14 protein-coding genes are annotated in these 18,926 nt (G+C 66.1%); all 14 read right to left on the bottom strand.

Annotated features, from left to right (window positions below):
- Nucleotides 1-6 precede the first annotated feature (6 nt).
- The gene (locus AC2FNJ_RS09530; RefSeq protein WP_496763993.1) at nucleotides 7-3,363 is read right to left on the bottom strand and encodes a DUF6519 domain-containing protein; all 3,357 of its coding nucleotides are present in this window, start codon (nucleotides 3,361-3,363) and stop codon (nucleotides 7-9) included.
- An 18-nt stretch (nucleotides 3,364-3,381) separates the two neighbouring features.
- Nucleotides 3,382-5,571, bottom strand: a complete 2,190-nt coding sequence (locus AC2FNJ_RS09525) for a hypothetical protein (protein WP_496763992.1) — start codon at nucleotides 5,569-5,571, stop codon at nucleotides 3,382-3,384.
- Nucleotides 5,568-8,366: a putative baseplate assembly protein gene (locus AC2FNJ_RS09520; RefSeq protein ID WP_496763991.1), complete on the bottom strand. Its 2,799-nt coding sequence runs from the start codon at nucleotides 8,364-8,366 to the stop codon at nucleotides 5,568-5,570. Before AC2FNJ_RS09520 ends, AC2FNJ_RS09525 begins: the two co-directional genes overlap by 4 nt.
- Nucleotides 8,363-10,885, bottom strand: coding sequence for a putative baseplate assembly protein (locus AC2FNJ_RS09515; protein ID WP_496763990.1), 2,523 nt, complete (start codon nucleotides 10,883-10,885; stop codon nucleotides 8,363-8,365). Before AC2FNJ_RS09515 ends, AC2FNJ_RS09520 begins: the two co-directional genes overlap by 4 nt.
- Nucleotides 10,882-11,244 carry a GPW/gp25 family protein gene (locus AC2FNJ_RS09510; protein WP_496763989.1) on the bottom strand — a complete coding sequence of 121 codons (363 nt, stop codon included), beginning with the start codon at nucleotides 11,242-11,244 and terminating at the stop codon, nucleotides 10,882-10,884. Before AC2FNJ_RS09510 ends, AC2FNJ_RS09515 begins: the two co-directional genes overlap by 4 nt.
- Nucleotides 11,245-11,247: 3 nt before the next feature.
- Nucleotides 11,248-11,568 carry a hypothetical protein gene (locus AC2FNJ_RS09505; protein ID WP_496763988.1) on the bottom strand — a complete coding sequence of 107 codons (321 nt, stop codon included), beginning with the start codon at nucleotides 11,566-11,568 and terminating at the stop codon, nucleotides 11,248-11,250.
- A gap of 12 nt (nucleotides 11,569-11,580) precedes the next feature.
- A complete protein-coding gene (locus AC2FNJ_RS09500) occupies nucleotides 11,581-12,090 on the bottom strand; it encodes a phage baseplate assembly protein V (RefSeq protein ID WP_496763987.1) in 510 nt (169 codons plus the stop codon).
- Complete coding sequence (locus AC2FNJ_RS09495) at nucleotides 12,087-13,217, bottom strand: hypothetical protein (RefSeq protein WP_496763986.1); 1,131 nt, start codon at nucleotides 13,215-13,217, stop codon at nucleotides 12,087-12,089. The genes AC2FNJ_RS09500 and AC2FNJ_RS09495 overlap by 4 nt, the downstream gene beginning before the upstream one ends.
- Nucleotides 13,214-13,576, bottom strand: a complete 363-nt coding sequence (locus AC2FNJ_RS09490; protein ID WP_496763985.1) for a hypothetical protein — start codon at nucleotides 13,574-13,576, stop codon at nucleotides 13,214-13,216. Before AC2FNJ_RS09490 ends, AC2FNJ_RS09495 begins: the two co-directional genes overlap by 4 nt.
- The gene (locus AC2FNJ_RS09485) at nucleotides 13,573-14,229 is read right to left on the bottom strand and encodes a CIS tube protein (RefSeq protein ID WP_496763984.1); all 657 of its coding nucleotides are present in this window, start codon (nucleotides 14,227-14,229) and stop codon (nucleotides 13,573-13,575) included. Before AC2FNJ_RS09485 ends, AC2FNJ_RS09490 begins: the two co-directional genes overlap by 4 nt.
- A 7-nt stretch (nucleotides 14,230-14,236) precedes the next feature.
- On the bottom strand, nucleotides 14,237-15,469 hold the full coding sequence (locus tag AC2FNJ_RS09480) for an eCIS core domain-containing protein (RefSeq protein ID WP_496763983.1): 1,233 nt from the start codon (nucleotides 15,467-15,469) through the stop codon (nucleotides 14,237-14,239).
- Nucleotides 15,466-16,965: an eCIS core domain-containing protein gene (locus AC2FNJ_RS09475; protein ID WP_496763982.1), complete on the bottom strand. Its 1,500-nt coding sequence runs from the start codon at nucleotides 16,963-16,965 to the stop codon at nucleotides 15,466-15,468. Before AC2FNJ_RS09475 ends, AC2FNJ_RS09480 begins: the two co-directional genes overlap by 4 nt.
- Nucleotides 16,966-16,998: 33 nt before the next feature.
- A complete protein-coding gene (locus AC2FNJ_RS09470; RefSeq protein ID WP_496763981.1) occupies nucleotides 16,999-17,229 on the bottom strand; it encodes a hypothetical protein in 231 nt (76 codons plus the stop codon).
- The coding region (locus AC2FNJ_RS09465) for an ATP-binding protein (protein WP_496763980.1) at nucleotides 17,226-18,926 on the bottom strand (1,701 nt) is incomplete at its 5' end. The genes AC2FNJ_RS09465 and AC2FNJ_RS09470, both read right to left, overlap by 4 nt.

The raw sequence follows: 18,926 nt of genomic DNA, 5'->3' as shown, positions 1-18,926 counted from the left end.
CTTTCGTCAATTCGTCAGGTTGAGCGCGTTGAACGGCGCAGGCAGGGCCGTATTGTTCAACGTGATCCCGGACGTGGTGATGTTGCCCACGACGGCCGCCGCGCCGTTCGCCCCGGTGAACAGTTGCATCGAGTTCGCGTCGGTGCTGTGCGTCACCGAGTTGGCGGAAATCGTAAGGCGTTGACCTGCCACCAGAACGACCCGGTTCAACCCGCCGCCGCTTTGCAGGTCGAATTGATTGTCCGAGAAACCCAGACTGCGCGCCCCGTTGCTGACGATCCAGACCATGGCATCGGTCAGCTGTTGCGCCGATTGAGCCTGGTTTCCCCGGACAGAGATCTGCGATGCCACCGAGGGAAGCGCGATGCGGAACCGGTTTGCGGAGGCGGTCCAGACAGCCTCGTTGACGCGGAAGAACACATGCCCGTCCGGTGCACGGCCCGGCAGGGCGGCAAGGAAGCCGGTGGTCAGCCCTCCGATTCCGCCCACATTCGGTCCGCCCGAGGGGCCGATGCGAATGGCGCGCCAGTCGCTGATGTCATCGGACCGAGCCATCTGTCCGAAGATCCGGTTGGCCCCGATGCTCAGCCCGACGAAAGGCGGCATCGCCAGAATGCCATATGCGGCGCTTTCCGGCTGGCCGGCCCCGATCTCGGATATCGTATTGCCGGAAACGTCCACGCTGCCGCTGCCCTGCACGGCGATGCCGGCATAGACCTGACCGGAAAAGCCGGCCTCGCCTACGCCACGGATCGAATTGCCGGCGATCTGTCCCGTTTCCACGTTGGTGGCAAGAACGCCCACTGCGAAATCCTGACCCGCGGTCAGACCGATGCGCTGGAAGCTGTTGTTGTCTATCGCCAGATGCCGGACCGAGGCATCGGGTTCGATCGTGACCCCGGCCTCGCCGCAGTCGCGGAGGATGTTGCGCTTGATCAACACCGTGTCATGCTGGCCCGCGATACGGACTCCGGCGCCGCCGAGGTCAAAGATCGTGTTGCCGACGATCTGCGCATCCGTCAGGGTTTCCGGCAGGATGTTCGGCATCAGCGTGATCCCGTCCACAGCGCCGTCGCCGGCCGAAATCTCGCAGTCCTGAACGCGCATCGTGCCCGCCGACAGCCGCATGGCCGAGCGGTTCGCCATTGCGGTCGTCGCGTCGATGGACAGTTGAGCCGCAGGGATTTCGGCCCAGTTGATCTGCATTCCCGTTTCGAAGGACAGGACCAGGTTTCGCGACAGCAGCGCCGCCGCGATGTTGATCGCGGATCGGTCGATCCGCACGGCAAAGCGCGCCCCGAACAGGATGCAATCCAGAACCCGCAGCTCGGCAAAGGCGGCGAACTGCAGGTCGCCATCCTCGTCAAGGCCATAGGACGACCGCGAGCCAAGCGCATTCGGCGCGACGGCGATGCATTCCTCGATCTTGGTCGCGATCTGGTTTCCGTCCAGCGCGATGCCAAAATCTGCCCGGTCCTCGGGGTTCGGGGACAGCACAACCGCCGCCAGACGGCGCAGCGCCAGAAGCGAGGTGTTGACCGCGGCCACCCCGTGCACGGGGAGCAAGGTGCCGTTGGCATCCTCGACCGGAGCCGCCAGCACCGAGAACCGCTCAAGCCTTGTATCCACCGCGGTTTCGACCTGCACGGCGCCGCCCGCGCCGTTGTAGACAAGGATCGTGCCGATTCCTTGTCCGACCAGGCGAATGCCTGCCCTGTTGGCGATCCGGACGGGCTGCTCCAAAAGGTAGATCCCAGCCTCCAAGCACACGCTGCCACCCAGGGCGCCGACCTGATCGATTGCGTCCTGAATCGTCAGCGACCCGGAATTGTGCTCTTCGGCGGTGACGCAGACGGTACAGGCACAGCCTTCGCCCGCCTCGAATTCCGGCGGCCAGAAGGTCCGGCAGTCCAGAACCTGCCCCGGAACGTTGGGTCCACCCGGCACGATGACCGCAAGGCGCGTATAGTGGCGCTGAACCCCATCCGGCGGCGCCATCGTCACGGGTTCGATCTGGGTGTTCGCGGTGCGCGCGGCGAACCGCCAGTGATCCATCTCGCGCCAGTGACCGGGGCCGTCCACGGTCGCGAAACTGACGGTGATTCCGCTTTCCAGCAGAATTTCGGTTCCATCGGGCGGCACCGGGATCAAGCCGTCCGAACCCGGCAGATCCAGATCGGCCCATTCCGTGCCGTCGGCAAGCCGGATCACTCCGCGCTGGTCCCAGCGGATCAGGCGGGTATGGCGGGTTTCCGTCGTGTCCCCGCCCGCGCCAGAGGGGACCAGATCGGCGTCGATCGCCGACTCGAATTCCACCGTGCGCGTTTCGGCATCCACATCCGCCACCCGCAGGATCTGGCCCGAGCGGTGGTTCAACTCGCGATGATCGTCGGTGATCTCGACCCAGTCGCCAGGGGCGAAACGCAGCACTTCATCGCGCCCGATCCGCGCCACGGTCACGGATTCCGCGTCCGCCGCGATGGTCGTGACCGAAGCCCGGACCGAAGCGTTTTCGCGACTGAACTTGAACCGCCAGTCGCCTTGCGTCGGCGTGTCGTCGGGATCGAAATCGGCGCGCAGCCCATGGATCTCCACGCGGTAGAACTGGTTTTCGACTCCGGAATAGCCCTCGGTCGGGGGCACAAGGCAGGGATCTTCCGGCTCGTCCACGTCGACGGTTCCGTTCGTCAGCCGTGCAGTGGACGGCGCGATTTCGTCCAGCCAGCCTTCGATCTCGTCATCCGGCGTCGCACAGGTGACGGCATCGTCCACATCCGGGAAGACCCGCACCTGCCAGACGGTTTGCCAGCGGGTCGTCGTATCGAGCCCACCCAGCGCCGGATCCAAGAGCGCCGGCACTTCGGTCGGCGTCACTTCGCGCTGCCAGGCGACCAGATAGACCAGATGCCGCCCGTCCCCGGGCAGATCCTCGGGCGTCGGCCAATAGGGTTGTGCCAAGTAGTCGGTGAAATCGCCTTCGGGCGGCGAGATCATTTCGTCCAGAACGCCTTCGGGTCCATCGACGCCGGGTCGCGCCCGGTCGAACACCGGGTCGGGCCGGGTCGGATCGCTGCCGTCGAAATTGGCGAACCCGAAGGATTCACACACCATTCCGTCGAGATAGAGCCTGCCGCGACCGTATTCGAAACCGGTGGCGGTGAGCTGGATTTCGAACGCCAGTTCTGTTTCCAGCGGCACCACCGCCCGCCCGATCGTATCGACGGTCCCGGCGCGAATCCGGCGCTCGAACAATTCGACCATTTCGTTCCAGTCGCTGTCGAGAACCGCACGGCCCTGCTGAAGAAACACCCCGGCGAAGCTTCTCAGGGCGTCGAAGCTGTCTCTGCTGTAGTCACCGCTCATTGGGTCGCTCCTTCAAAATCATGTCTCATAGAAAATTCCCGCTTCCAGGCCGAAGCGCAGGTATTCCTCCAGCCGGATCCGCAGGTTGGCTTCGCGCTGCGGGGCCGCAAGAAGGTGATAGGCCCCCATCTCGCCTTCGTCCGACGCGCCTTTGCGGATTTCCGCGGGGCTGGCGAGGCGCAGTTGCACATAGGCCGGGTGCGACGCCGATTGCGCCACGAAACCGGGGCGCAGCCACCGGACGATGCGACTGCGGATCAGATCGCGCTGGGCTTGCGGGATCTCGCCGCCCGCGGCTTCTTCGGCGGCATCGACGGCCTGGTCGATGGCCAGTTGCGGCTGGCAGCGATAGCGGCGCGGGGTGATCGAGCCGTCGGGAACATAGCTGAACCGCATGCAACCCTCCTGCCGACGCCGCGCCTGTATCGGGGAGTCGCCGCGCGCGTGCAGGATGCTGTTGGAAACCAAAGGAAAGCTGCGCGCCACGATGCGGCCCAGAACGGTGCAGGCGATCAGGGTCAGCGCTCCGGCCGGGTCGCCTTCGCCCGCCGGTCCGGCAATCGCCAGCGCCTCGGCGCTGTCGCGGGCCGGCAGGGCGGCCGCATCCACGATACTGTCCCTGAACGTGGCGTTGGTGGTCTGATCCATGCGGACCGGCCCGGTCATCGCGCGGTCGATCAGCAATTCAACCCCGGTTGTCGTCACGGTGAGGCTGACCGCCTCGGGGGTGGACGGCGCGCCGGTGTCGGTGAACGACAATCCCGGAATCAGGGTCACATGACGCAGAGTGACCGACTTGGGCGACTCGCCGTCGCCGTTCGGCGCCAGGGTCATCGGTTGCTCATCCAGCACGATCCCATCGACGGTTATCCGCGCATTCTCGCCTCCGCTCAGCGCCAGCGCCGCTGGAGGCCGCAGAACCGGGCGTTGGCCGTCAGCGGCGCGCAGGATGACTTCGGTATCGGGCTCGGCATCGATTGCGACCGCTTCCTCGAACGTGTCCGAATTCGTGATCTCGACGATTCCGCCCAAGGCCAGCACATCGTCGATTGCACTCTGAATGGTCGGGTGCGTGACGGTCGGAACCGGAATCAGCGCCTGGCCCGGGTCGCGGGTCAACGTGGCGGCGCGATTGTACTGACCGCCGCCGATGCGTGCCGGAAATCCGGTTCGGAAGGTGGTGCGCACCTCGCCGTCCTCAGGGTTCGGAAAGGCGATCCGCCCCAGCACAGGATCGACCCTGACCAAGGCGTTTGCAGGTGGCACGAGAGGGTCGGTGTCTTCGATCTCGGCAAGGTCGGCGGCGGAGATCGCGTCATGTGGGGAGTGGTTCCAGCCGGGTCCGTCATCCGACAGATCGCAGGCTTCGATCCGGGTGACGGGCACGGCCTCGTCGTCAAGGAAGATTTCGAACGCACGGCCCGGCCCGTACCAAAGCGCCGGATCGCGATCGAGCGCGCGGCGCGAGATGTCGCCGGGCACGTGTTCGGGACGCGAGATCGAGCTGATCGTGTCTTCGGGCTGAGGCAGGTTGACCAGTTGGCGCGGGGCGCCCAAGGGGTCGAACAGATAGCGCCGTCCATCGACCTGGGTCGTCGGCACGCGAATGTGGTCCTTGGGCAGCAATCGCCACAGATACAGGCCGATATTCGGGAAGTTGTGCTTGCCGCCGCTGGACTTGATCCGTGGCCCCTGCCGGATCGCGCGCACGTCAACGGTATGGCTCACGCGGTCGAAAGCGTGAGACATGGGCTCCAGATCCAGCGGATCGCGCAGATCGGGGGCCAGATGATGCGCGGGGCGAATATGGTTCATGTGCTGGCAGGTCGCGGTGATCTGGAAGAATTCGACCACATGCGCCGGCCATCCCGTCACGTCGCGGGCCAGCGCCTCGAGCACTGCGGCGGTGCCCTTGCGACGGCGATAGCCGATGGTGTTGGCCACCTCGGCGCGATTGCCGACATCGGTGCCCTCGATGGGATAGAGGGCCCGGTACCCGATGGTTCCGCCGATATAGGGCGCCGCCCAATCCTCGCAGGTTTCGATGAAGAGGTTGTCGAGCAGCTGTTCGATATTCTCTTCGACCACCGCGCCCTCACGCGCCAGCACCGCCACGAGTGCCGCAAGCGGCCCACCCTCGCCGGCATCGCGCAACCGGTGGATCGCGGGTAGCAGGCGGTAGAGCGACTCGGGCGTGATCCGGTTCATGACATCACCTCCAGCTTGTCCAGCGGGCGCGGATCGAGCGTCAGGATCTCGGCGGGCAGCAGGGTTCCGTCGGGTGCGGCCCGGCCGGTCCGGGACACCAGACGCGCATGGGCCGTGACCGCGTTCTGCGGATGGACCGTCCGGTAGAGCAGGTCGATATCGACGGCATCGACGCCAGCCACCTGATGCGCGGCGGCGGCCACTTCGGACAGGCTGAGCAGCGTGCCGAAATCGCGGGTCTCGAAAGAAAACGCCTGCCGCAGATGCGCCTCGGTCGCCGCCAGCACCGTGTCCTGGTCATGAGCGGCGTTGACGGCGACGCGCAGACCCAGGCGGAAGGTGGCGGGCTGGTAAGAGAGCAGATCGACGCCGACCAGCGGATCGCCCAACTGACGGAATGCGAGCAGCAGGTTGTCGTGGATGGTCGACTCCGGCGGAACCTCGGCGCCGTCGTCGCCGGCCACCGTCACCACGATGCGCCGTGTCTGTCCCTGCCAGACCCAGCGCGCCTCGGCCTTGGCGATCCCCGGATAGCCCAGCGCGAAATCCCGATAGTCGGTCAGCGAAACGACTCGGCCTAGTGTCAACGTATAGATCGGTGCATTGCGCCGCGCGTCCGTCGCGGCCTCGGCATCCGCGCCGCCAGTGGCGGGCAAGGGGTTTTCGACCTCCTTCAGGCCCAGTGGCCGGTCGAGCGGCAGCTTCAGTTGTCCGGCGCGCAAGTTGCCAGCCGCGCCGATCCCGCGCGAGTATTCCGCAACGATGTTGTCCCGCCCAGCCGTGGGCCGCGCGCCGGATATGCCATCGCCGAATTCGACGACGGTTTCGCCCGCTTCGGTCAGCGATGTCTTGTAGACCCGTGCCGAAGCACCCCGCTGATACAGATCTGGCATCTCGTGCCATTCCACGCCGTCGATGCGCAGGCTCAGGGTGCTTTCGACACCGGTCTCGGTGGGCGCCAGGCGATGCGTGACGGGCGCCTGTTTCAGCAGGAATTTCTGGAATGGCACAGACGGATCGCCATGACCGAGGATCTCGGTGGCGCCCTCGCCATGCGCGGCGCGGGCCACGTTGGCGTGAATGACCAGGCTCTCTCGGTCGAAGGCCACGCCCAGCGGCTCCGTCAAGTCCAGGCGCGAGCGTTCGGCGCTGATGGTTACGACCCGCTCGAGAAAGGCCGGAACCGCGATGGTTTCGGCATCGTCGGGGGCGGGAACCGGGCGGAACCGGTGTGCGGGTTCGGTCATGGTTCCGGCAAATCCGGTTTCGTCTTCCACCCTGTACCGCAGGTTCGCGCCCAGATCCTCAGGGGCGTCCAGCAGAGTCAGGATCTGTCCGCGGACCACGCTGCGCACCGCGCCGTCCTCGTGCTCCAAAGTGCCGACCTGCCCGCGATACTCCAGATGCGCCCGCTTGCCGCGCAAGATCAGGCGGCGGCCTTCGGGCAGACCGTCGGCGCGCGTGTCCAGTTCGATCCGGTCGCCGGCGACCCACTCGGTCACGGGAACGTCGGCAAACCGCAGCTCGATACTGCCGCCAAAGATGGCGCTGCCACGAAACTGATCGCCTTCGAAGATGCTGGTGGCGGTACCGGTGTCGAGCGTCAGGTGCGAAGCCTTGCCGCTGATCGCGTACCGCGCCAGGCTGGCATCGTCCGCCGCCGTGATGCGGTAAGGCCGCTGCGCGCCCAGGGGTCGGCGGATGACGATCCAGCTGTCCACGACAAAGCTCTTGTAGATGCTGTCGAGATGGATGCGGTTGTTGGTGTCAAGCTCGAACACCCAGTCGTCGGGAGCGGTCGAGGTGCCGCCGATGGTCGAGGGCGAGTTCGGTTGCGGCGGGCTGTCCGCAAAGCCGAACCCATTGCGCTGGCGGGGGGTCAGGACGAGCGGATGCGGAGCGTTGTAGCCAAAGAAATTGGCGCGCTCAGGCAGGTGGTACAGCTTCAGCGGCGGTTCGCCGTCTCCGCCCGTTGCGGTCAGGTTGACCAGACCGCCGGACCAGGAGATGCGCGTGCGCGAACCGTCGGCGGCAGCATCGACACTCTGCAATATGCGAAAGTTCCAGCGCAGCGAGTCGGTGTCGAAACCGCTGAAATCCCGGTCCCAACGCTCGCGGTCGAGGAATATCACCGCATCGCCGACCTGAAGGTTGGGCGTACCTGCCAGCCAGGCATGGGTCGCGCCGTTTCCGGGCAACTCCGATCTGGTAAGCTGCGGCCGCAAGCGGTTCCAGGCCACGCGCGCCTGCAGCGGTTCGATGGTTTCGAACACTTGCGCGTCTTCTTCCGGTCCGGGTTGCGACTGAACGCGGGTTCCGACCGGCACGGTCAGCGCCGCCACGTCCGGTTCCGCGCCGGGGGGGTCTTCCATCAGGATCGCCAGATCGGTCTCGGCCGCCGATCCGGGATGCAGGCGATAGCCGATCAGGCGGGCGAGTTCGGAAATCGAAAGCCGCTCGGTCGCAGTACCCATATAGGCTTCGTTCGCGAACCGCTCCTGATAGAAGGTCAGCACGTCGCAGGCGGCGGCCCATGCGTCGATAAGGGCAATCGAGAAATCGTCGTCGGCTCGCGTTCGCAAACGGGCAAGCGCGGGATGCGCGGCCGACGCCAATCCGGTGAGCATGGATGCCTTGAACCGGGCATGATCGCCCACGCGGAAAGCGATGGCCGACAGGTTCGGTCGGTTGGCGGTGTCTTGCAAAGTGGCAAGCTCGGTTCCATCGCAGCAGCCGCAAATGTCGGCTTCTGCGCCCTGGTCGGGAAACCCGATGCGAATGGGGCCATTCGTCATTTTCCGCCTCCCATCTCGATCTCCAGCGCGCCCCGCTCGGGGAAGTTTCGGTTGTTTTCGAGCTGCGCGATTTCCAGCCGGCCAAAGGTCAGAACACCGTCGTCCAGGGCTTCGGTGCGGGTCGATCCCCGGCGCCGGAAATGCGTGGCCTTGACCGATGAGACACCTTCGATCCGCATCACGCGGGCATAGATCGCGGACAGATAGACCGGATCGCCAAAGGTGAAGTTGTCGGGATGGAAGAAGCCGGTCGAGCCGTCCGCGCTGCGCACCGCCGAAAGCGCCCGCAGCACTTCCTGCCGGACCTGCGCGCGGAAATGGTCGGAATGCGCGCAGATGAACAGCCCGATTTCCAGCGGCACGAAGCGCGGGGCATCGACTTCCAGATCATAACCCGCCATGCGCACGGCGTTCAGTTCCTCGCGCAGCTCGGCCTCGAACTCCTCGGAGATTGGCCGGTTGCCGAACCGGTCCACGGTGACAAAGACGGTGTGACCGTGGCCGTTCCAGCGGAACGTGGCGGCGGCGCGCTGTACGTCCCGGTGGCGCAGCGCCATCTCGGCATAGTCCTGCGGTGTCACAGCACGTTCCTGTCGGCGATAGGCGTAAGGGGCGGCCTGGCGCGCCTCTTCCATCGACTCGGGGTTCATGCCGCCGGTTGCAGGAATCGGGTTTCGCACCGCGCTGATCTGGCTCACGCCGGTGATTGCGTGCGACAGCGCGTCGGACCCCACATTGCCGACCCGCCCGTTTCCGACCCGATAGGTCGCCGCGAAGGGCGTGCCGGCCGCCGGGCGGCGGCCGTTCTGGTCGTCACCGAACCGCAGATGCGCCGACCCGTCCGCTTCGGTCTCGACCACGAAATGGGTCTGTTCGGGCAGGGATTGCAGCAGGTCGCGCTGGGCCTCCCAGCCCTCGGTGGCCGGCGGCGTGCCGGACAGCAGCGTCACGTAGGGTTTTCGCGTCGAGGGGGGCAGATCGACGGCGGCGAAGGCCGAGGGCGCGTCCGCATCGTATCCGGCCACTTGCGAAACCGGGCCTTCGTTCAGCCGTGGGCGAAAGCGCGGCGGGACGGCGCGCGGTTCGGGATGATCGCAGGGATCGTCCGAGGGGTCCGGTACCAGTTGCAGATGCGGTTGCGGCACCGCGCCCAGATCCTCACCTTCGATGGTCATCCCGTGATCGGCCAGCACGATATTGCCCAGCACATGTGAAACGTCGCGCTGCAACCCGCCGCCGGCCGCCTCGTCCAGTTCGGACGAGACGCAGATCGGGAAGGGCAGGGCATCCTCTTCGGCCCAGCGGATTTCGGTGATCGGCACCCCTTCCAGATCGTCGGTCAGACCGGCCTGAACCGCGGTCAGGCGCACCGCATGGCGCTTGGCCGGATCGGCGTCCGCCGCGCGCCCGGTGCGGGGACCGAGGCGTTCTTCAAGAACCAGCACATCGCCTGCGGACAAGTCCGGATGATCGCCGGCCAGCGTCGCGCGTGTGGCGCCTTTGGGCAGGCAGCACTCGGCGTCGGACCATTCGTGAAAGAACATCTGGTTGTGGTCTTCGAACAACTCCTTGTCATGCAGTGTTTCGAATACCAGCGGCGTCAGGTTCAGCGCATCGCGCTCCTCATCGCTGCCCTCCGCGATCACCGGTTCAAAGCCCAGCAGGCGGGTCAGAACGCGCGTGCGTTCCGGCAGCGACACGTCGTCGGATACGTCGAAATGCACCCAAACCCGTGCATTTGCGCCGTCATGCATGTGATAGTCCACCAAGCGCACATGGCGACGCACCGAAGAACGCCGCCGCGCCGTGGCCAGATAGGCTTCGGTCGCCACCGCATCCTGCGCATAGGACAGCCGGTCGGCGGTATAGGCCAGCGCCTCGACCAGCGTGATGCCCAGATCGGCCGGGTTGCGTTCGCGCCAGTCCGGCATGATCTGCGCCATCCGGCCCAGCATCAGGCGGCGGAAACTGCGGTAGTCCTTGGCCAGATAGCTCAGCGCCGGTTGCTCCGGCGGGTCTTCGGGGCAGGCGTGTTTCGGCGCGCAGTCGAAATCCGAGGGACATTCGACCTTGAACGAGAAATCGACCTGCGAAAGCACCCGGTCGATGCCGGGCGGGGGCGACAGATCGCCGGGATTGGCAACCAGCCGCAAGGTGTAGGTCGAGAAATCTCCGTTTGACGACGTGCGCAGCACCAGCACCTGATCGGGGTCCGGCAAGGTTGCCAGCCAGGCGGTCAGGCCGGGTTCGGCCAGGGTCGCATCCGGTGCGTCGGCCCGCGTCACCCACTCCAGCGTGATGTTGGTGACGCGCTCGCCGCCGGTCAGTTCGAAATTCTCCAGTGTCAGAACGGGTGCGGTATCGAGAAACCGCAGCAACAGGGTGCGCTGGGCCGGAGTGTCGGCGGGCGCTTCGCGGTCCAGGACTTCCAGAAAGTCGATGCCGTTGATCGCAACTCCATCGTCGATGGCGGTCAGCACGCGCTCGCGGCGGCGGGGATCGCAGCAATGATAGATCATGCGCCATCTCCCAAAGCAAAGCTTGCCCGATCCTGTACCCCGGTCCTCAGGATGCGATAGGCGATGGTAATGATGATCGTCGCGTCCTGAGCCTCGGCGGTGATGTCCTGCACTTCGATGCGGCGGCCCAGATGCTGTTGCAACGCGCCCCGGATCATGAATTCGGTGGTGGCCACCTGCTCGGCGCTGACCGGCGCGAACAGCAGCTGATAGATGCCCGAGCCGAATTCGGGCCGGTTCACCCGTTCGCCGGGATTGGTGAACAGGATCAATTCGATCAGATCGCGGATATGGTCCGCCTCGTCGGTTTCCGCGGTCCTGTCGCGCCCGTCGAAGTGATATGGAAAATCGACCTGCATCGCCTATGTCCCGATAACCCGAGTCTGCGCCTGCACCGGGATCAACGGCGTGCCCGTCGGCGCGCAGATAGAAACCGACGACATCAGCACCGCCGGTGCGCCGTCGATCAGCACCCGTGTCGCGGCGACGGTGTAGGTGGCCGTCACGCAGGGGCCGTTGCCACCCGGCGGCACGAACCCGCAGCCCGCCACCGTCCAGGGAGAGGTTTGCGCCACCGCGGGCTGCCCGTTCACCAGAACCCGCGCCGAGGGCGAGACCGGCAGCGCCTGCCCGCCGTGCGAGCAGGTGACGGTCGCGCCGAGATGCAGAATTGGTCCGCTCATGTCCGTTCCTCCTCAGATCACGGTCAGCGCGCCGTTGTTCACGGTCACGGTCGGGCCGGTCATCACGATCGATGCGCCGCGCCCGTTCTGGATGTAGATGCCGGTGTCATTGACGATCAGCGACGCGCCGGTTGCGGTTTTCAGGACGATACCGCCCGTGGGTCCGGGCAGGTCAGTCACCGTGATCCCGTTCTGCAACAGGGTCTGAATCGTCACCGCGCTGACCCCCGGCGGCGTCAACTGGTGCAGCGCCGGAACCTCGGCCGCCGATCCGAAGAAGCACCCGGTCCAGATCGGATAGTCCGGATCGCCCCGCTCGAACTCGATCCAGACACCCGCGCCGATGGGCGGCACGCCGATCGCGCCGGTCTGGGTTCCGGCCATCGGAAAACAGGGCATGCACCAGCTGGTCAAAGCCACCTGGCTGACATCCGGCACGATGGCTTGGATGCGCCCGGTCATCATCGGGTCCACATTGTTGACCACCGTACCGCGATATTTGCCCAGATAGCGTTCCGTCATGCCGGTATCGACGCACGGGCTGGCAGCAGCCCGCTCCTCTTGAGGGTGAAGCTTTGCTTGTACTGGCCGCGCGACATTTCATGCGTGACCCGTTCGACATAGTGCACGCCGTCAAACGGCTGGCCCGCGCCGCGCACGCCGACCAGGGCGCGGGCGCGCAGGACGCGGCCATAGCGCAGAACGTCCAGCGACCCCTGTCCGCTGACGGCGTTGTTCTTTTCCGCTGCCCGCGCAAAGCCGCGCGCCAGCGCCTGAAGCGGGTTCAGCCGCGCGGTGTCGCGCAGCCGCGTGATCTTTGGCGGCAGCGGCGGCACGGCGCCGAGCGGGGGCATGAAGGGGATCTGTCCCGGTATCGGAATCGGGATCGGCGCCTTGGTCAGCGCGTTGTGGATATAGACGATGGGGATTTCCGACTGTTCCTTGTCGAAACTGAAACTCAGGTTCTCGCAATTGCTGGCCGAGCCGCTGTCCACCGTCAGGGCCGGCTGTATGTCGCCCATGCGGATATCCGGCCCCCAATAGGCGAACGAGGTCGCGGGCGCCGGTCCGGGTTTCATGAAGAACGTGTATCCGGCCTCGCGCGCCAGCGCGCGGATATAGGCCAGATCGGTATCCTGATGGCGCGGGATCACCTCGGTCGGCAGCGGCGGGCCTTCGAGGCTCGGGATCACCTGCGGGATTATCCCAAGCCAGGCGTATTTCGCCAGGATCAGAGCCACCCGCGCCTCGGGCGGCATGGCCGGATAGGGGATCAGGCCCGAGAAATCGATCACGTCCATCGCCGCCGTCAGATCCTTGCCCTTGACCGACAGCCGTGCGGGATCGCCGCCCGATCCGGGCCGGATGTCGGTCTTGGTCACGACACCGTTGATCAGGGCGGTCGCCTGCCCGCCGATCGTGGCGACAAGCGCCACCCGCAGGATCGGCAGTGTCGATCCGCCGGCCAGCAGGAAAATTGTGTTAAGGGGCGAGTCCTTCTCGACTGAAAAGACCAGCTCGAACCCCGATTGCACCTCGCCCGCGTTTTCTTCGACGCGCACGGTTTCCAGCGCCTCGATCACTTCGCGCGGAGCGGGCGCGGGAATGCCCGGCCCGAACAACAGCGATATGTCGATGCCCTTGATCATGACTCTTCCTCTGGGCCGGGCACGCCTTCGGGCAGCGTCAGGCGCAATTGGAATCCTGTGGTTTCCAGCTCTTCCGGCCAGATCGCGCGGTTGGAATCGCAATGCAGCCAGAAGGACTCGGGATTGCCGATGGTTTCGGCCGCCAGCCGGTCCAGCCGGTCGCCTTCGGCCACGATGCGGTATCCCAGCGTGGCGAAATGCTCGGGCGCGGGCGAGAACCTGCGCGTCAGATACGGGATCAGCCGGCCATCGGGCGCCGAGAAGGTGCGCGTTGGAATACCGTGATACCGGCTTTCGGGCGGAAAATCGGTGGCTTCGACGATCCCGGCCTCCAGCATGGCCTGAACGGGGTTCTTCATAGCGCACCTCCTGCGCCCAGCGCGTCGAGCGATCCGGCGGTTGCGCGGGCAGCCAGTTGTTCCTTGGCCTGTAGATAGGCCATGAACAGGCCGGAACCGCGATGGCTGAACCCCAGGTCATCGACCGAAAGGCTGCGCAGCGACAACGACACCTTGGCCCGGATCGGGTTGAGGTTGGGATCGAAGAATTCTTCGGTGATCTGGATGGATTTCAGCAGCACGGGAACGATGCGGCTCGCGCTCCAGACAAACAGTGCAAGCGGGGTTTCGGCCGGCGCGATCTCGAACGATCCGGCACCGGCCTGGGTGTTTTGGCGGTTGAGTTGTGCCGTGGTCGGGTGCAGCATGGTCTCGAGCGCCGACAGCGCCGGAAAGATGCCGTGATCGACGGTGGTCTGGTTGCGATCGGGAAATTCGAGCTGATCCGTGGCATCGATGACGGCCTCCAGAGTGATGGTTTCGACCGCGGGCGCACGCAGCCGCAGCGGTTGTGCGCGGTTTCCGGCCTCGTCCATGGCCTGCGCCTCGATCTGCCGCGACAGGGTCTCGGGCGCGTATTGCAGGGTGATGATCCGTTCGACCGCACCTGTCTCGGCCGAGATCAGCACCAGCCCGGCGCGGATGAGTTTCGGTGATCCCGGAAATCCCGTCATGTGTTCCTCATGGTGTCGGATCGCCCGGCTGCACGACGCAGGTGGTGGTCGCGGTGCCGTGCTCGGCGTTGAAATCGTCGATGGTCACTTCACCCGCACAGTCGGTGGCCAGTTCCGAGGCCCGGTTCATGCGGCTGACATAGGCCTGCAAGGCGGCCTCGAATTGCGTGATGCGGGCCGAGAACGCCGCGCTTGTCTGACCGTTGCGGCCCCGAAATGCCGGATAGGGGTTGTTGCGCAGGAAAGTGATGAAATCGCGCCCGTGTTCGCCTTCGTGAAACCCGAGGGACGTGCTTCCCACGTCGCGGTCGCTTTGCGCCCGCCCGCGCCCGTATCCCGAGGTCGATTGCGCATTCACGCCGGGGCCAAAGGTCGTGCGGATCGACAGCCGGAACGCGGAGGGATGAACGGTGAAGGACGTTACCCGGTTGTTCATGGTCGCCCCGTCCACAAGATTGGCCCCCGAAGGAAGCTGCTCCGGTATGATCTGGGTCTTGGCCTTGTCCATCATGGCCGGGTCCGACGTTCGGGTGTCAGGTAGAATGGTCAGCGTGACCGGGCCGATCTGCATCGTCGCCCCGCCGCCCGCGCGCGGACGTGCGGTGGACGGAACCGGCGTGGAAACGCCCTGAACCGACAGCCAGTCCGGAATAGGCGTTCCCAGTACCGTGTTCGCGCAAGAAGCGCGCCCCCAGGCATCGTCGCCCATGACCTCGATGCACCGGTTCAATTCCCGCGCCTGGCGGTAGGTGAGCGTCGATCGGTCGCCCGGGCCGCGCGGATCTTCCATGTGACGCGGCGGCATGGCGAACGGATCGCGGCGCCGCCCCGGATCCTCGTCCAGACCGAACCCGTCAGGCACCTTCCGGATCGTCGATGCTGCCTGATCCTGCAGCGTGTGCGCCAGTTCATGCGCGATCAGGTGCCGCCCACGCCGCGACTGCGGCTCATGCTGCCCGGCGGCAAATCCGATGTGGTGGCCCAGGGCAAAGGCCCGCGCGTTGATGCCGCGTGCGGCGCGGGCCGCGGCGGGATCGTCATGCAGCCGGACATGCGACAGATCGCGTCCGAACCGCGGCTCGAAATAGGCGCGCTCGCCGCTCGACAGGGGTCGGCCAGCCGAAGCCATGGCGACCGCCGCCGCGGCGGTCCGGCCGGTTGAATTCATCGCGCCATGTCGAGGCGCGCGGCCGCTGGTGCTCTTGCGGGACTTTTTCGGGGCGCGTTTCGATCTGATCATGGGCAAATCCTGTCCAGAACGCGGGTCATCCAGTTGGCCACGGCGATGTCGGTCTCGCGCGACTGGATTTCATCGGCGACCCAGGCCTGCGGATCGTTGAACGCGGCGTTGAAGGCCGCGCCCGAGCCGTGCTGCTGCCGCAAGGTGGAAACGTCTTCGCCATGGATCTGTTCATGGGCCAGTGTCAGGCGGTCGACCAGGGCGCCGCAGGGGCCGGATGTCTGCGCGACCTGAATTTGGCCTGACGCGCTGGTGGTGCCTGCCGTCGTCAGGGTCTGGCCGCGGGCCGCTGCCCGGTCGTCGATGCATTGTTCGATGTCGTCGCCCGAGGTGTTCGACGGGTCGGCCCCGCAGGCGGTGTATTCGGCGATGAAGAAATTGGCGTCCTGCACCTCGCCCGCCAGTTCGGTCTGGCACCCGCAGAACGACGTGTCGATATCGAGGAAGGTTCCGCCCGGAAACTCGGAAACGACCTGAAGCGCGTCGGTCTGATTGCCTTCGGCCTGCAGTTCCTCGACCACGAACATCGCCGTGACCGGCCCGATGCGGCCATCCTCGGCGATGCCGTTGCGCGCCTGCCAGCCGCCGATGGCGCGGGCCAGCGCCTCGTCGGATACGGCGGGATAACGGGAAATCCCGATCACGTCCCGAATGACCGCCAGGGTATAGGGATCGTCGAACCGGCGGCGGTTGAAATCGACCGCAACCCGGATGTCGCGCGCCGAAAGGGTGCGCGGGGCGGCGCCGGGCCGTTCCGGAGCGATTGCAAGATCACGCTGGACCAGCCACCTGTCCTCGCCGGATTGCTGGAAGGTATGGGTGATCTCGTGCGCCAGAAGACGCTGGCCTTCGGCGGAGTCCGGGCTGTGTTGCCCGGCGGCGAAATAGATGTGGTTGCGATGGGTGAACGCCCGTGCGCCGATCTCACGGCTGAGTGCCTGCGCGCCGCTTCCGTCGTGCAGCCGGATGTGGGACAGATCGCGGCCAAAGCGGGGCTCGAACGTGGCGCGTGTCCCGGCATCGAGACGGCGCCCACCCGAGCTTTCGGACCTCAGGCGATGGGCAAAGCCATTCGACCGCGTCGATGTGCCAGGCCCCGTCGCGGGCTTGGCCTGAAGCTCCTCCTCGTCCTCCTCCTGACGTTGCAGCTGGAGTTCCTCTTCTTCCTCCTCCTGCCTCTGGAGCTGAAGCTCCTCCTCCTCTTCCGGGTCCATCTGCCGTCGCAGATCCTTGGGTCCGACCGCCGAAATCGCACCGGCGTCCCTCCCCATGACCACCCGGTCGGCGATACGGTCGGCCTCCTGTTCGTAGGCGTCGCCGGGCGGGCCGACGGTCAGCTTGGTCTGCACGCCCAGCTTGTCCTCGGCCGCACACGAGGCGCATTTGCCCGATGGGCCCGGACTGCCGCCGCAGCTGCAGGCGCGCTGCAACACGCCAGTCACGGCGGGCGGGGCCGTGACCGCTTCCGGTCGCGCGATGCGGGTCTGTTCAGCCATGGCCGGACCTCCGTGGGATATGCTGGGGCCGGATCATTTGCGGACACCCCGGACCGTCGCGGCGGCGATGCCGTCCGCGCTGCTGTCGCCCTTGGGCGCCACGGTGCGGGCCGTGGCGCGATATCGGTTGCTCCCCAGCGCGTCCGACCCATTCGACTGCACCAGTTGCGACAGCTCCCGCTGCAGGGCCGCCTCGAACGCTTCCCGATTCAGCGGGGTGCCATTGGTCGTGACCTTGTCGATCCGCAATCTTATCCGTGTCATCCGAACACCCCCTGCTCATTTGCGGAGAACGGCTTTTCAAGCTTGGCGTATTCACGCTGCGCGGCCTTTGCGACATGGCGCATCTGCACGGGTTCCGGGACCGAGGCGGCGAGGTACGCGGCGTTGAGCGCGATCGACCGGATCGAGCCACCCGACAGTGCAAGACGCGCCAGTGCAGGATAATCCAGCCCCTCACGCGGTGTTTCCGGCGGAAAGATGCGCGCCCAGATTTCGGCGCGCGCATTGGCGTCGGGGAAGGGAAAGGTGATCACGTAGCGCAACCGCCGCAGAAACGCGGTGTCGAGCGCCGATTTCTGATTTGTGGTCAGTACCGCAAGGCCGCGATATGCCTCCATCTTCTGCAGGAGATAGCTGACCTCGACATTCGCGTACCTATCATGACTGTCCTTCACCTCGCTGCGCTTGCCGAACAGCGCATCGGCTTCGTCGAACAGCAGGATGGCCCCGCCATCCTCGGCCGCCGCAAAGATGCGGGACAGGTTCTTTTCCGTCTCGCCGATATACTTGCTGACCACCTGGCTCAGGTCGATGCGATAAAGGTCGAGTTGCAGTTCCCCCGCCAGCACCTCCGCCGCCATCGTCTTGCCGGTGCCCGACGGCCCCGCAAACAGCGCCGCCGCGCCGAGCCCGCGCGGATTTCGGCTCTCCCAACCCCAGGCGTTGTTGACGCGCCAGGCGTCGCGCAGATGGCCCGCCAGATCGTGCAGGACGGAGGTCTGGCCTTGGGGCAACACCAGATCGTTCCACCTGGCGCGGCTTTCGATGCGTTCTGCCAGCCCATCCAGCGCCCGCCGCCCCTGATCACGCGCGGCTTGCCATAGTTGGCCGGTCAGATCGCCTCCCGGTTGCCCGGCCATGGATACTGCGGCTTCGATGGCGGGCGGGTCGAGCGCGAACTGCCCGGACAGGCGGTCCAGCGCCGGGCCAAGCGCCTCAGCCTGCGGACCCAGAACGTGCCGCCAGATGTCCTGCCGCTCGGCAAAACCCGGCGCGCAGAGGTCCAGCCGTACGCGCGGGGTGCGTTCGACATGCACGGGCTCGTCGGCGGAAAGAATGACCGGGCCGTTCAGAAGTTCCGCCAGCGCGGCGGCAGGGGCGGCGGTTTCCGTGTCGGCTTCGATCAGGACGGCGCCGGCCGACAGGGCTAGTTCACGGTTGAGCAGCACGGCAAGCGCCTGACGCTGAGTCCAGTCGCCGGGAATGTCGCTGGCGTTGAGGCGGAACAGCGGGATACTCAGCCGCCGCACGGCGTTTTGGGCCACCTGGCGCCGCGAAGCGCGCGTCCGCCCCGCCAATTGCACCAGCGGCAAATGGGCCGGATCCTGCCACAGTTTCGCAATCGTCTGTGCCAGCTCCGGCTCGCGGACAGGTCTATTGGCTTCCGGTGGGCACAAGGCCACCAGCCCCTGAAGACGCGCGTCGAGGTAGTGAACGCCCAGCAACGCCTGCAGGATGCGCTCGTCCAGCCGGATGGCGCGGGCGCGGAGCGGCCCGCGATCCTCCAACTCGATCAGGCGCCAACGGCGCAGGGGCGCTTCGGGGCACAGGATGTCCCAGATCGCCGGGCCGACGACACGTTCCAGCACGGACGGTGTCAACTGGCCGGATGCATTGACACGCTCGACCGCAGCGGCGATGGCATCGTCCAATTCGTACCCTGCCGCCAGCGCCAGAAC

This window comes from Ruegeria sp. BHSB196 (genome assembly GCF_059613135.1).
This window is presented reverse-complemented; position numbering and strand designations above follow the sequence as displayed.

Coding starts and splice junctions, on each gene's coding strand:
- AC2FNJ_RS09530 (WP_496763993.1), bottom strand. CDS start 3,363: ATGAGCGGTGACTACAGCAGAGACAGCTTCGACGCCCTGAGAAGCTTC.
- AC2FNJ_RS09525 (WP_496763992.1), bottom strand. CDS start 5,571: ATGAACCGGATCACGCCCGAGTCGCTCTACCGCCTGCTACCCGCGATC.
- AC2FNJ_RS09520 (WP_496763991.1), bottom strand. CDS start 8,366: ATGACGAATGGCCCCATTCGCATCGGGTTTCCCGACCAGGGCGCAGAA.
- AC2FNJ_RS09515 (WP_496763990.1), bottom strand. CDS start 10,885: ATGATCTATCATTGCTGCGATCCCCGCCGCCGCGAGCGCGTGCTGACC.
- AC2FNJ_RS09510 (WP_496763989.1), bottom strand. CDS start 11,244: ATGCAGGTCGATTTTCCATATCACTTCGACGGGCGCGACAGGACCGCG.
- AC2FNJ_RS09505 (WP_496763988.1), bottom strand. CDS start 11,568: ATGAGCGGACCAATTCTGCATCTCGGCGCGACCGTCACCTGCTCGCAC.
- AC2FNJ_RS09500 (WP_496763987.1), bottom strand. CDS start 12,090: ATGACGGAACGCTATCTGGGCAAATATCGCGGTACGGTGGTCAACAAT.
- AC2FNJ_RS09495 (WP_496763986.1), bottom strand. CDS start 13,217: ATGATCAAGGGCATCGACATATCGCTGTTGTTCGGGCCGGGCATTCCC.
- AC2FNJ_RS09490 (WP_496763985.1), bottom strand. CDS start 13,576: ATGAAGAACCCCGTTCAGGCCATGCTGGAGGCCGGGATCGTCGAAGCC.
- AC2FNJ_RS09485 (WP_496763984.1), bottom strand. CDS start 14,229: ATGACGGGATTTCCGGGATCACCGAAACTCATCCGCGCCGGGCTGGTG.
- AC2FNJ_RS09480 (WP_496763983.1), bottom strand. CDS start 15,469: ATGATCAGATCGAAACGCGCCCCGAAAAAGTCCCGCAAGAGCACCAGC.
- AC2FNJ_RS09475 (WP_496763982.1), bottom strand. CDS start 16,965: ATGGCTGAACAGACCCGCATCGCGCGACCGGAAGCGGTCACGGCCCCG.
- AC2FNJ_RS09470 (WP_496763981.1), bottom strand. CDS start 17,229: ATGACACGGATAAGATTGCGGATCGACAAGGTCACGACCAATGGCACC.